The organism is Streptomyces sp. NRRL B-3229 (assembly GCF_000719505.1).
In the GTDB taxonomy this organism is placed as follows: Bacteria; Actinomycetota; Actinomycetes; order Streptomycetales; family Streptomycetaceae; genus Streptomyces; species Streptomyces griseorubiginosus.
This window is the reverse complement of the sequence record NZ_JOGP01000042.1, coordinates 26288-38939: the sequence shown is the minus strand read 5'-3', so window position 1 is coordinate 38939 and position 12652 is coordinate 26288. Positions and strand designations below refer to the sequence as shown.

10 protein-coding genes are annotated in these 12652 nt (G+C 71.4%); 3 read left to right on the top strand and 7 right to left on the bottom strand.

Annotated elements, in window-relative coordinates; all coding sequences use genetic code 11:
- Nucleotides 1-115 precede the first annotated feature (115 nt).
- Entirely contained in the window at nt 116-844 is a 729-nt protein-coding gene (locus IF54_RS0137850; protein ID WP_078852261.1) for a peptidoglycan recognition protein, read from the top strand.
- Nucleotides 845-963: 119 nt separating this feature from the next.
- On the top strand, nt 964-1173 hold the full coding sequence (locus IF54_RS0137845) for a hypothetical protein (RefSeq protein ID WP_030327207.1): 210 nt from the start codon (nt 964-966) through the stop codon (nt 1171-1173).
- A gap of 58 nt (nt 1174-1231) precedes the next feature.
- On the opposite strand, the gene IF54_RS0137840 is transcribed toward IF54_RS0137845, so the two are convergent.
- The 4 genes from IF54_RS0137840 to IF54_RS0137825 form a co-directional block, all read right to left on the bottom strand.
- Nucleotides 1232-1750, bottom strand: coding sequence for a DUF4240 domain-containing protein (locus tag IF54_RS0137840; RefSeq protein WP_030327206.1), 519 nt, complete (start codon nt 1748-1750; stop codon nt 1232-1234).
- Nucleotides 1751-1806: 56 nt separating this feature from the next.
- Nucleotides 1807-2781, bottom strand: coding sequence for a helix-turn-helix transcriptional regulator (locus IF54_RS0137835; RefSeq protein ID WP_030327205.1), 975 nt, complete (start codon nt 2779-2781; stop codon nt 1807-1809).
- Nucleotides 2782-2878: 97 nt separating this feature from the next.
- Nucleotides 2879-5584, bottom strand: coding sequence for a pyruvate dehydrogenase (acetyl-transferring), homodimeric type (gene aceE, locus IF54_RS0137830; protein WP_030327204.1), 2706 nt, complete (start codon nt 5582-5584; stop codon nt 2879-2881).
- Nucleotides 5585-5845: 261 nt separating this feature from the next.
- Nucleotides 5846-6469: a GntR family transcriptional regulator gene (locus tag IF54_RS0137825; RefSeq protein WP_020115869.1), complete on the bottom strand. Its 624-nt coding sequence runs from the start codon at nt 6467-6469 to the stop codon at nt 5846-5848.
- A 213-nt stretch (nt 6470-6682) separates the two neighbouring features.
- Here IF54_RS0137825 and IF54_RS0137820 point away from each other — a divergent pair, with 213 nt between their 5' ends.
- Complete coding sequence (locus tag IF54_RS0137820) at nt 6683-7345, top strand: hypothetical protein (RefSeq protein ID WP_030327203.1); 663 nt, start codon at nt 6683-6685, stop codon at nt 7343-7345.
- Nucleotides 7346-7397: 52 nt separating this feature from the next.
- On the opposite strand, the gene sucB is transcribed toward IF54_RS0137820, so the two are convergent.
- From sucB to IF54_RS0137805, 3 genes are all read right to left on the bottom strand, one after another.
- Nucleotides 7398-9200: a 2-oxoglutarate dehydrogenase, E2 component, dihydrolipoamide succinyltransferase gene (gene sucB / locus IF54_RS0137815; RefSeq protein ID WP_030327202.1), complete on the bottom strand. Its 1803-nt coding sequence runs from the start codon at nt 9198-9200 to the stop codon at nt 7398-7400.
- Nucleotides 9201-9274: 74 nt separating this feature from the next.
- On the bottom strand, nt 9275-10663 hold the full coding sequence (gene lpdA / locus IF54_RS0137810; RefSeq protein WP_030327201.1) for a dihydrolipoyl dehydrogenase: 1389 nt from the start codon (nt 10661-10663) through the stop codon (nt 9275-9277).
- A 314-nt stretch (nt 10664-10977) separates the two neighbouring features.
- Nucleotides 10978-12504 (bottom strand): leucyl aminopeptidase, encoded by a 1527-nt coding sequence (locus tag IF54_RS0137805; RefSeq protein ID WP_030327200.1) that lies wholly within the window; start codon nt 12502-12504, stop codon nt 10978-10980.
- Nucleotides 12505-12652: the final 148 nt, after the last annotated feature.

Genomic DNA, 12652 nt, shown 5'->3' with positions numbered 1-12652 from the left:
GGCCCCGGCCACCCCCGCCGCCCCACGACTCCCCGCACCCCCCTCCAAGCGCCGCCCCCTCCTCCGTACCCGTGGTGTTCGGTTCGGGCTTGCCTGTGTGCCCGGGCTTGTCGTCGTGCTCGTGCTCGTGCTCTGTGTTCGGGGGGTCGAGAGTGCCGTCGAGGGCAACGCCGCGCACCGCGCTGTCGTGGTGCGGCCCGGTGTCGTGTCGTACTCCGCCGACCGGCCGCACATCGTGCCGCGGTCCGTGTGGGCGAAGGGGGACGGTGAGGCGAACACCGCCGCCCGCACCCCACCCGCCCCCCGCTACGACGACAAGGTCGTCGCCGTGTTCATCCATCACACCGACTCGCCCAACACCTACGACTGCGCCGACGCACCCCGCATCATCCGCTACCTCGCCGCAGGTCAGACCGGCAACCGCGACTGGGACGACATCGGCTACAACTTCCTCGTGGACCGCTGCGGCACCATCTACGAGGGCCGCGCCGGCGGTGTCGACCGTGCCGTCACCGGCGCCCACACCCAGGGCTTCAACCACCGCACCGCCGGCATCGCCGCCCTGGGCACCTTCACCGCCGGCGTCCCCGTCCCCCGCGCCATGACCGACGCGATCGCCGCCCTGGTCGCCTGGAAGCTCGGACTGGCCGGAATAGACCCCCGCGCCACCGTCCGGCTGACCTCCAGCAACAGCCACAGCCGCTACCCGGCAGGGACCACCGCCCGCCTGCCAGCCCTGGCCGGCCACAAGGACGGCTACATGACCACCTGCCCCGGCGCCGCCCTCAGCGCACGGCTGCCCGAGATCAGACAGGCCGCCGCCCGCCTCCAGGGCCGCTCCTGAGACCCGGCGACGACAGACCTCACAGGAAGGGCCTCACAGGAACGCCACAGCGCTCCCGCAGGCCCCTGAGATCTCCCCGCCCTACGGTCGTCCCGACAAGCCGACCGAAGGTGGGGATCATGAACGGCAGCAGCATGAGCAAGAGCAATCAGCGGGTCTGGACCGTCGTCTGCACGGTCGCGGCCGTCGTCCTCGGCCCGGCCGCCGTCACCGCGTCCGCACTCGACCAGGCCAACGCGGCCCCCCTGCACCACGCGGTGAAGGCCGACCAGAGCCAGGCCTACCTCCCGACGGACCCGACCCGACGCCGGGCCACCGCGACGGCCTGAGCAGAGACAACCTGAACAGGGGAGGCGGGCCTGAACAGGGGAGGCCGCCGGCAACCCCTCAACCTCGAAACCGCTCCCACAACTTGGGGTACCGCTCCGCCAGCACCCGGTCGTTCTCCAGCTCGACCGGCGGCCCCAGCGGCTCGGCGGCCGCCGGCGGAATGCCCAGATCGGGAGCGACCGTGCCGGTTAGCTGCTCGTAGGCCTCGTCGGCCGCGTATCCCAGCTCCTCGCCGTCGCCGTCGATCTCCTCGTCGAAGTCGGCCAGGAGGTCGGCGAGCGAGTCGGGATCGTGCACCCCGCCCTCGTACACCTCTCGCCCCTGACCGATCAGCCAGCACCGGAAGAAGTCGAAGGCGTCGTCGCTCGCCCCGTCCAGCAGGATCCAGGCGGCGCCCCACAGATCCCAGGTGTACGCGCGGTTGAAGCGGGCCTCGAAGTGACGGGAGAAGTCGAGCACCATGTCCGGGTCCAGCGCGAGGAGCCGGTCCACGAGCAGGTCGGCCTGCTCCTCGGGGTCGCCCTCGGCGGCGTCGCGGGTGGCGTCCACCAGCTCCCAGAACTCCGTCTCGTCCATCACGGGTCCAGCATCGGGCCTCCCGGGACGGGGCGCACGTGGAGTGCGGCGGATTGTTATGTCCCGTACAGGCGGCCCAGCCGTCGCGCGTCCTCGGCGACACGCACCCGCAGGCTCTCGGGCGCCAGCACCTCCACCTCCGGCCCGAGGCTCATAAGCTGCGCGTGGGCGACCTGCTCGGACTCCACGGGGAGGGTCACGGTCAGCCATCCGTCCTCGTCAGGGGCGCCCGCGGCCGTCAGTGCCTCCCGGGCGGAGGCGGGGTCGACGGCGTACGGAAGTCTTCGCATCCCGTCCGCCGAGAGCCGTACGACCACCTCGGCCCGCAGGATCGACCTGGCGAACTGCGCGGCCCGCTCCGCCCAGAAGCCGGGCAGGTCGAACTCCTCGTCCCGCACGAAACGGTCGGCGCGGGCCTCCACCGCCGTGAAGCGGTCGATCCGGTACACCCGGAAGGAGCCGCCCTCCGCCACCCTCGCGCACACGTACCAGACCCCCGCCTTGAGGACGAGCCCGTACGGCTCCAGCTCCCGCTCCACCTCGCGCTCCTGGCCGCGATAGCGCGCGGAGACCCGTCTGTCGTCCCACACCGCCTCGGCGACGGCGGGCAGCAGTTCCGGCGACTTGGGCTCGGTGAACCAGTTCGGCGCGTCGAGATGGAACCGCTGAGCGGCCGTACGGGAGGCGTCGCTCAGGGAGGGGAGCAGGGCCGCGGACACCTTCAGCCGGGCGGCGGACGCCGCGTCCTCGAGTCCCATCTCGCGCAGCGCGCCCGGCACCCCGGACAGGAACAGCGCCTCCGCCTCACCGCGGGCCAGCCCGGTCAGCCGGGTCCGGTACCCGCCGATCAGCCGGTAACCGCCGGCCCGCCCCCGGTCGGCGTACACCGGCACGCCCGCTTCGGAGAGCGCCTGAGCGTCCCGCGTAACGGTCCGCTCCGACACCTCCAGCTCCTGCGCGAGCTCGGCGGCGGTCATGGAGGGCCGGGACTGGAGCAGCAGAACCATCTTGATCAGGCGGGCGGCGCGCATGCCCCCATGATGCAGGGGGCCACTGACAACGCCACGGACGACGAAGGGGCACGGCAGCCGCCGTACCCCTTCGTCGAAGCCCGAGCCCTGTAGGCCCTTACAGGCCGTACTTCTCCCGTGCTTCCTTCACCGCCGTCGCCTTGACCTCGCCGCGGCGGGCCAGCTGGGCCAGGGCCGCGACCACGACCGACTCGGCGTCGACGCCGAAGTGGCGGCGGGCGCCCTCGCGGGTGTCGGAGAGGCCGAAGCCGTCCGCGCCGAGCGAGGACCAGTCCTGCTCGACCCACTGCGCGATCTGGTCCGGGACCTGGCGCATGTAGTCGGAGACCGCGAGCACCGGGCCCTCGGCGCCGTGCAGCGCCTGACGGACGTAGGGGACCCGCTCCTCGCCGCGCAGCAGGGCCGCGTCGGCCTCCAGCGCGTCGCGGCGCAGCTCGGTGAAGGAGGTCGCGGACCACACGTCGGAGGCCACGCCCCACTCCTCGGCCAGCATCCGCTGCGCCTTCAGCACCCAGTGGATCGCGGTGCCGGAGCCGAGGAGCTGGATGCGCGGGGCGTTGGCCGCGGCCACGCCGATCCCGGCCGACTCGACGGTGTTGAAGCGGTACAGGCCCTTGACGATGCCCTCGTCGATCCCGGCTGCGGTCGGCTTCGCCGGCTGCGGGAGCGGCTCGTTGTAGACGGTCAGGTAGTAGAAGACGTTCGGGTCCTCGCCCGGGGCCGCCTCGCCGTACATCCGGCGGATGCCGTCGCGCACGATCGCGGCGACCTCGTAGGCGAACGCCGGGTCGTACGTCAGTGCCGCCGGGTTCGTCGCCGCGATGACCGGGGAGTGACCGTCCGCGTGCTGGAGGCCCTCGCCCGTCAGCGTGGTGCGGCCCGCCGTGGCGCCGACGAGGAAGCCGCGGCCCAGCTGGTCGCCGAGCTGCCACATCTGGTCGGCGGTGCGCTGCCAGCCGAACATCGAGTAGAAGATGTAGAACGGGATCATCGCCTCGCCGTGCGTCGCGTACGACGTCGAAGCGGCGATGAAGTCGGCCATCGAACCGGCCTCGGTGATCCCCTCGTTGAGGATCTGGCCGTTCTTGGCCTCCTTGTAGTACATCAGCTGGTCGCGGTCGACCGGCTCGTACGTCTGGCCCTTGGGGGAGTAGATCCCGAGGGACGGGAAGAGGCTCTCCATGCCGAAGGTGCGCGCCTCGTCGGGGACGATCGGCACCCAGCGCTTGCCGGTCTCCTTGTCACGGACCAGGTCCTTGATGAGCCGGACGAAGGCCATCGTGGTCGCCACGTTCTGCGAGCCGGAGCCCTTGTCGAAGGAGGCGAACGCCTTCTCCGCGGGGGCCGGCAGCGGGGCCACCGGGTGGACGCGGCGGGCCGGGGCGGGGCCGCCGAGGGCCGCCCGGCGCTCCTGGAGGTAGCGCACCTCGGGAGAGTCGGCGCCGGGGTGGCCGTAGGGAACGACCCCGTCGACGAACTGAGCGTCGGAGATGGGGAGTTCAAGAAGGTCACGCATCGTCTTGAACTCGTCCACCGTCAGCTTCTTCATCTGGTGGTTGGCGTTCTTCGACGCGAAGCCCTCGCCGAGGGTGTGGCCCTTGACCGTCTGGGCCAGGATCACGGTCGGCGCGCCCTTGAACTCGACGGCGGCCTTGTAGGCGGCGTACACCTTGCTCGCCTCGTGGCCACCGCGCGAGAGGTGGAAGCACTCGAGGATCTTGTCGTCGGAGAGCAGTTTCGCCATCTCGACGAGCGCCGGGTCCTTGCCGAAGAAGTCCTGGCGGATGTAGGCGGCGTCACGCGTCTGGTACGTCTGCACCTGCGCGTCCGGTACCTCGCGGAGCCGTCGTACCAGGGCGCCCGTGGTGTCCAGCTGGAACAGCTCGTCCCAGGCGGAGCCCCACAGCGACTTGACGACGTTCCAGCCGGCGCCGCGGAACTGGGCCTCCAGCTCCTGCACGATCTTGAAGTTCGCACGGACCGGGCCGTCGAGGCGCTGGAGGTTGCAGTTGATGACGAAGGTCAGGTTGTCGAGACCCTCGCGGCTCGCGAGTGCGAGGGCGGCCGTGGACTCCGGCTCGTCCATCTCGCCGTCGCCGAGGAAGGCCCAGACGTGGGACTGCGAGACGTCCTTGATGCCGCGCGCCGTCAGATAGCGGTTGAAGCGGGCCTGGTAGATCGCCGAGAGCGGGCCGAGGCCCATGGAGACGGTCGGGAACTCCCAGAGCCAGGGCAGCCGGCGGGGGTGCGGGTACGACGGGAGGCCGTCGCCGCCCGACTCGCGGCGGAAGTTGTCGAGCTGCTGCTCGTTCAGCCGGCCGTCGAGGAAGGCGCGGGCGTAGATGCCGGGGGAGGCGTGGCCCTGGATGTAGAGCTGGTCGCCGGACCCGTCGGCCTCCTTGCCCTTGAAGAAGTGGTTGAAGCCGGTCTCGTAGAGCCAGGCCGCGGAGGCGAAGGTGGCGATGTGGCCGCCGACGCCGTACTTGGAGCCGCGGGTGACCATCGCGGCCGCGTTCCAGCGGTTCCACGCGGTGATGCGGGCCTCCATCGCCGGGTCACCGGGCAGGCCCGGCTCCGCGGCGGTGGGGATGGTGTTGACGTAGTCGGTCTCGAGGAGCTTCGGCAGCGCGATGCCGTTGCCCTCCGCCCTCTCCAGCGTGCGGCGCATCAGGTACGCGGCACGGTGCGGGCCGGCCGCCTTGGCGACCGCGTCCAGGGAGGCCTGCCATTCGGCGGTCTCCTCGGGGTCCCGGTCGGGGAGCTGGTCGAGCTCGCTGGCCTGGATGGCGTTGGGGTCGGTCATGTCGCCGCCTTCCTCAGTCGAAGGGGGTTCCCTCAATCAGGCAGGGTTTCGGGGGTGCCCTTGGTCTTTGGCAGGACAGGGCGGAGGGCCCCGGTAAGGGCCCGTCGGCGACAATAACTCGCTGATCGATGATCGATCAAAGGGTTCCCGGGCAAAACTTCTCGATATCGAGAAAGTAGGCACGGGGTGCCTCCGACGGAGACACCGGGTGCCCTGTTTTTGAGGGATTTCCGCAGGTGAGCACAGGTGCGCTCGACTGCGTCAGGCCCGCGGCGCGCACCCCAGCACATGGGCCTTCACGATCTCCGGGATCCGCGGATCCCGCCGCTTGAAGGCCGCCACCAGCTCCTCGTGCTCCTCCGCGTAGGACTGCTGGACCGTCCCCAGCCAGCGGATCGACAGCGCGGTGAACACCTCGATGCCCAGGCCCTCCCAGGTGTGCAGCAGCACCGAGTTGCCGGCCGCCCGCACCAGCTCGCGGTGGAAACCCACCGTGTGCCGGACCTGGCCCGTGCCGTCCGAGTCCCGGTCCGCCTCGTACAGCGCGGCGACATGCGGCTCCAGCGCCGAGCAGTCCTGCGCCAGCCGCTCCGCCGCCAGCTCTGCCGCGATCGCCTCCAGACCGGCCCGGACCGGGTAGCTCTCCTCCAGGTCGGCCGCGGTCAGGTTCCGCACCCTCACGCCCTTGTTCGGCGCCGACTCGATCAGCCGCAGCGACTCCAGCTCGCGCAGCGCCTCCCGCACCGGCGTCTGGCTGACCTCCAGCTCGGTCGCGATACGGCGTTCCACAATCCGCTCGCCCGGCTGCCAGCGCCCGCTGACGATCCCCTCCACGATGTGCTCGCGGATCTGTTCGCGCAGCGAGTGGACGACGGGCGCGGTCATGGGAGCTCCTTAAGGGCGTTTGACGTAAAGACAATAAGGCCGAGGGCCCGTCCGGGAGGGGCGCACGGGGGCGCTTCCATGCAGGTGAGACGAGGCTTACACGCTCCCAGCCGGACGACTCCTGTCAAGTCACGGAACCCCACGGCTTCCAGGGTGTGTCGCGTTGGTCAGGGGTTCCCACACCGGGCGCCCTTCGCACCACAGGGGGACGGCATGCACATCGGGGGACGACGGGGACTGGCCGTCGCGGCCGTGATCGGCGCGATCGTCGCCGTGACGGGTTGCCAGGAGACGGCCACCCGGGCGACGGCGGGGACGACACCGGCCGGCGCGGAAGCGATCACGGGGATGGCGGGGAAGGCCCGCGGCACCGGCGCCGCCTGCGTCTTCGTCAAGCCGGACGGGGCGCAGAAGTTCGGGCACGTCGGCTGGGGCTTCAGGATCCCGGCCACCGGCCGCTGGGTCTACGGCGCCGTCGAGAACCCCAGCGGCAAGCTGTACACCCCGCCGGGCGGCGACATCGGGGCCTGGCACGCGGAGGGGTCGTACGACCGCATGCTCAGCGACATGTCCACGGACGCGAACTACCCCGGCACCGCCGAGCACCCCTACAGCCGCTACCGCTGCACGAAGACCTCGACGTACGACGTGAACAGGGCCCGGGCCATGGTCCGTACGGTCGAGAAGCGCGGCTTCCTCGTCGGCATCGACCCGAGGACCGGCGAGCTCACCTCGCGGGACTGCCTGGACGCCACCTACGACGTCCTGGAGGCGTACCGGACGAAGGGCCTCACGCCGACGCCCAGGCTCTCCGTCCCCAACGTGTGGGTGGAGGAGCTGTGGGGCTGGTCGGACCGGACGCTGACGCCCCGGTGACATGGCGGTGCCCCCTGCCCGGAGAGCTCCGGACAGAGGGCACCGGACAGGCCTACAGGCCGAGCTCGACCTCGAACTCGCCCGCCTCCAGGATCGCCTTGACCGCGGTCAGGTAACGGGCCGCGTCGGCGCCGTCCACCAGACGGTGGTCGTAGGAGAGGGTCAGGTAGGTCATGTCGCGGACGGCGATGACCGTGCCCTCCTCCGTCTCCAGGACGGCCGGGCGCTTGACCGTGGCACCGATGCCGAGGATCGCGACCTGGCCCGGCGGCACGATGATCGTGTCGAAGAGCGCACCGCGCGAACCGGTGTTGGAGATGGTGAAGGTCGCGCCGGACAGCTCGTCGGGCGTGATCTTGTTGGCGCGGACCTTGCCGGCGAGGTCCGCCGTGGCCTTCGCGATGCCGGCGATGTTGAGGTCGCCCGCGTGCTTGATGACCGGGGTCATCAGGCCCTTCTCCGAGTCCACCGCGATACCGATGTTCTCGGTGTCGAAGTAGGTGATCGTGCCTTCGCCCTCGTTGATCTTGGCGTTGATGGGCGCGTGCGCCTTCAGCGCCTGGGCCGCGGCCTTGACGAAGAACGGCATCGGGGACAGCTTGACGCCCTCACGGGCGGCGAAGGAGTCCTTGGCACGGGCGCGCAGCTTCATCAGACGCGTGACGTCGACCTCGACGACCGAGGACAGCTGCGCCTGCTCGTGCAGCGCCTTGACCATGTTGTCGCCGATGACCTTGCGGATGCGGGGCATCTTGACGGTCTGGCCACGGAGGGGAGAGGCCTCCAGGGACGGCGCCTTCTTGGCGGCGGCCGGGGCGGCAGCGGCCGGAGCCGGAGCTGCGGCGGCGGCCTTCGCGGCCTCGGCGGCGGCGACGACGTCCTGCTTGCGGATCCGGCCGCCGACGCCGGTGCCCTTGACGGTGCCCAGGTCGACGCCGTTCTCGGCGGCGAGCTTGCGCACCAGCGGGGTGACGTAGGCGCCGTCGTCACCGGAGGTCGCGGCCGGAGCCGGGGCCGGGGTGACCGGGGCGGGCGCCGGAGCGGGAGCGGCGGGCGCCGGGTCGGGAGCCGGAGCCGTCTGCTGCTGCGGGGCCGGAGCCGAGGGCGCCTGCGGGGCCGGAGCCGGGGCAGGAGCGGGCGCCGGGGCGGCAGGCGCGGGCGCCGGAGCCGGGGCCTCGGCGGCCGGGGCCGGGGCGGGCGCGGCAGGAGCCTGGGCGGCGGCCGGAGCCGCACCCGGGGCGCCGATGACGGCGAGCTTGGCACCGACCTCGGCGGTCTCGTCCTCGCCGACCACGATCTCCAGCAGCACACCGGCGGCCGGGGACGGGATCTCGGTGTCGACCTTGTCGGTGGAGACCTCGAGCAGGGGCTCGTCCTCCGCGACCTCCTCGCCGACCTCCTTCAGCCACCGGGTGACGGTGCCCTCGGTGACGGACTCGCCGAGCGCGGGCAGGACGACGTCCGTGCCCTCGGCGGAGCCGCCGCCGGACGCGGCCTCGGCGGTGGGAGCGGGCGCCGGGGCGGCCTGCTCGGTGGACGGAGCGGCCGCGGCCGGCTCCGGGGCGGGCTCGGCGACCGGCTCGGCGGCCGGAGCCGGGGCAGCGGCGGGGGCGCCGGTGCCGTCGTCGATCACGGCCAGCTCGGCGCCGACCTCGACGGTCTCGTCCTCGGCGACCTTGATGGAGGCCAGGACGCCGGCGGCGGGGGAGGGGATCTCGGTGTCGACCTTGTCGGTCGAGACCTCGAGCAGCGGCTCGTCGGCCTCTACACGCTCACCCTCGGCCTTCAGCCAGCGGGTGACGGTGCCCTCGGTGACGCTCTCGCCGAGCGCCGGAAGGGTTACGGAAACCGCCATGGTTTCGGTTGCTCCTTACGAATTGCGGAAGTCTGTGTCGTCGCTGTGAGCGGAGTCGCTTCGTCGACCGAGGGTCAGTCGTGCGAGTGGAGCGGCTTGCCGGCCAGCGCCAGGTGCGCCTCGCCGAGCGCCTCGCTCTGCGTCGGGTGGGCGTGGATGAGCTGCGCGACCTCGGCGGGCAGCGCCTCCCAGTTGTAGATCAGCTGGGCTTCGCCGACCTGCTCGCCCATGCGGTCGCCGACCATGTGGACGCCGACCACGGCACCGTCCTTCACCTGGACGAGCTTGATCTCGCCCGAGGTGTTCAGGATCTTGCTCTTGCCGTTGCCCGCGAGGTTGTACTTCAGAGCGACGACCTTGTCCGCGCCGTAGATCTCCTTGGCCTTGGCCTCGGTGATGCCCACGGAGGCGACCTCGGGGTGGCAGTACGTCACCCGCGGGACGCCGTCGTAGTCGATCGGGACGGTCTTCAGACCGGCCAGACGCTCCGCCACCAGGATGCCCTCGGCGAAGCCGACGTGCGCGAGCTGGAGCGTGGGGACCAGGTCTCCGACGGCGGAGATGGTCGGGACGTTGGTGCGCATGTACTCGTCGACCAGGACGTAGCCGCGGTCCATCGCGACGCCCTGCTCCTCGTAGCCGAGACCGGCGGAGACGGGCCCGCGGCCGACGGCCACCAGCAGCAGCTCGGCCTCGAACTCCTTGCCGTCGGCGAGGGTGACCTTCACGCCGTCCTGCGTGTACTCGGCCTTCTGGAAGAAGGTGCCGAGGTTGAACTTGATGCCGCGCTTGCGGAACGCGCGCTCAAGAAGCTTGGAGGAGTTCTCGTCCTCGAGCGGGGCGAGGTGCTTGAGGCCCTCGATGATGGTGATGTCGGTCCCGAAGGACTTCCAGGCGGAGGCGAACTCGACGCCGATGACACCGCCACCGAGGACGATCGCGGACTTCGGGACCCGGTCCAGCACGAGGGCGTGGTCCGAGGAGATGATCCGGTTGCCGTCGATCTCCAGACCCGGCAGCGACTTCGGCACGGAGCCGGTCGCCAGCAGGATGTGGCGGCCCTGGACGCGCTGGCCGTTCACATCGACGGAGGTCGGGGAGGACAGGCGGCCCTCGCCCTCGATGTACGTCACCTTGCGCGAGGCGACGAGCCCCTGGAGGCCCTTGTACAGGCCGGCGATCACGCCGTCCTTGTACTTGTGCACCCCGGCGATGTCGATGCCCTCGAAGGTGGTCTTCACACCGAACTGCTCGCTCTCGCGGGCCTGGTCGGCGATCTCGCCCGCGTGCAGCAGGGCCTTGGTGGGGATGCATCCCCGGTGCAGGCAGGTACCGCCGACCTTGTCCTTCTCGATCAGGGCGACGTCAAGCCCCAGCTGCGCCCCGCGCAGGGCCGCGGCGTAACCGCCACTACCACCGCCGAGGATCACTAGGTCGAAAACGGTGCTGGCGTCGTTCGCCACGTCACGTCCTCCATGCATGTGCGCCGTACGCCGGTCTCCAGTGACCGGGCGGCGGCTGGTGTCCGGCCGCTCTTTCTTCGGCCCTGTGGTGGGGGCCCTGTCCTGCCGAGCCCCATCTTCGCACTTGTCAGCACCGAACGAGACGCCGGGCCGGGGTGTGAGACACCACACGCTCACATGAGAAGCGAGGCCCTGGTGAGACACCCAAGGGGCGCGGGGCCGTGTCGCTGTGCGGCTCCGCCGCGCGGGCACGACCAGCCCCCACGCCCCTGCACACGCCGTACGACCGATGGCACCGGGCTATCAGGCGAGCATCAGCCCAGGTCACCGGAGGCGGTCAGCTCCGCGAGCCGCACCAGCGTGCGCACCGCGGACCCCGTCCCGCCCTTCGGCGTGTACCCGAACGGCCCGCCGTCGTTGAACGCCGGACCCGCGATGTCGAGGTGCGCCCAGGCGATCCCCTCGCCCACGAACTCCCGCAGGAACAGCCCCGCGACCAGCCCGCCGCCCATCCGCTCACCCATGTTCGCGATGTCGGCGGTGGCGGAGTCCATGCCCTTGCGCAGGTGCTCCGGCAGCGGCATCGGCCAGGCCGGCTCGCCGACCTCCTCGGCGGCCTCGTGCACCGCCGTACGGAACGCGTCGTCGTTCGCCATGATCCCGAAGGTGCGGCTGCCCAGCGCCAGCATCATCGCGCCGGTCAGCGTCGCCACGTCGACGATCGCGTCCGGCTTCTCCGCCGACGCCGCCCATAGCGCGTCCGCCAGCACCAGCCGGCCCTCGGCGTCGGTGTTGAGCACCTCCACCGTCTTGCCGCTGTACATCCGCAGCACGTCACCGGGCCGCGTGGCGGACCCCGACGGCATGTTCTCGGCCAGCGCCAGCCACCCGGTCACGCTGACGTCGAGACCCAGCCGCGCGGCCGAGACCACGGCCGCGAACACCGCCGCCGCCCCGCTCATGTCGCACTTCATGGTCTCGTTGTGACCGGCCGGCTTCAGCGAGATGCCGCCCGAGTCGTAGGTGATGCCCTTGCCGACCAGCGCGAGGTGCTTCTTCGCCTTGGACGAGGTGTACGACAGCTTCACCAGCCGCGGTCCCGACGCCGACCCCGCGCCGACGCCGAGGATGCCGCCGTAGCCGCCCTTCTCCAGGGCCTTCACGTCGAGCACCTGCACCTTGAGCCCGTGCTCCTTGGCCGCGGTCTGCACGATCGCGGCGAACGCCTCGGGGTTCAGGTCGTTCGGCGGCATGTTGATGAGGTCGCGCGCGCGGTTGAGCTCCTCGGAGACCGCGACGGCCCGGGCCAGGGCGGCCTTGTGCGCGGCGTCCCGCGGCTTGCCGCCGAGCAGCGCGGCCTCGGCCAGCGGCGCCTTGCCGTTGCCGGACTTGGGGTCCTTGCCGTTCTCCTTGTAGGCGGTGAAGGAGTACGCCCCGAGCAGCACGCCCTCGGCGACCGCGCCCACGTCGGCGGCGTCGCCCAGCGGCAGCACGAACGCGGCCTTCTTGACCCCGGTCAGCGCGCGGGCGGCGACACCGGCGGCCTTGCGCAGCGCCTCCGCGGCGAAGGAGGAGTCCTTCTCGGGCTCGGCGCCCAGGCCGACCGCCACCACGAGCGGGGCCTTGAGGCCGGCCGGCGAGGGCAGCTTCGTCAGCTCGCCCTCGGCGCCGGAGGCACCGAGGGTCTCCAGGACACCGGCGAGCTTGCCGTCGTAGGCCTTGTCCACGGATTCGGCGCCCGGCGCCACGACGGGGCCCTTAGCGCCCTTGGCGACGCCGATCACGATCGCGTCGGCCCGCAGGCCGGGCGCCGCGGAGGTGCTGAGAGTCAGAGCAGTCACGGTGGTGAATTCTCGCTTCCGATGTGAAGTTCGCATGAGTCGAGCGGGTGGGTCGACCGGGCCCGACGGCCGACCCTATTTCGTGTCCGAAAACGGATCCCGATCGGGGCCTCCACCCCTGTCGGCGACCACCCGTGAAGAGCCTACG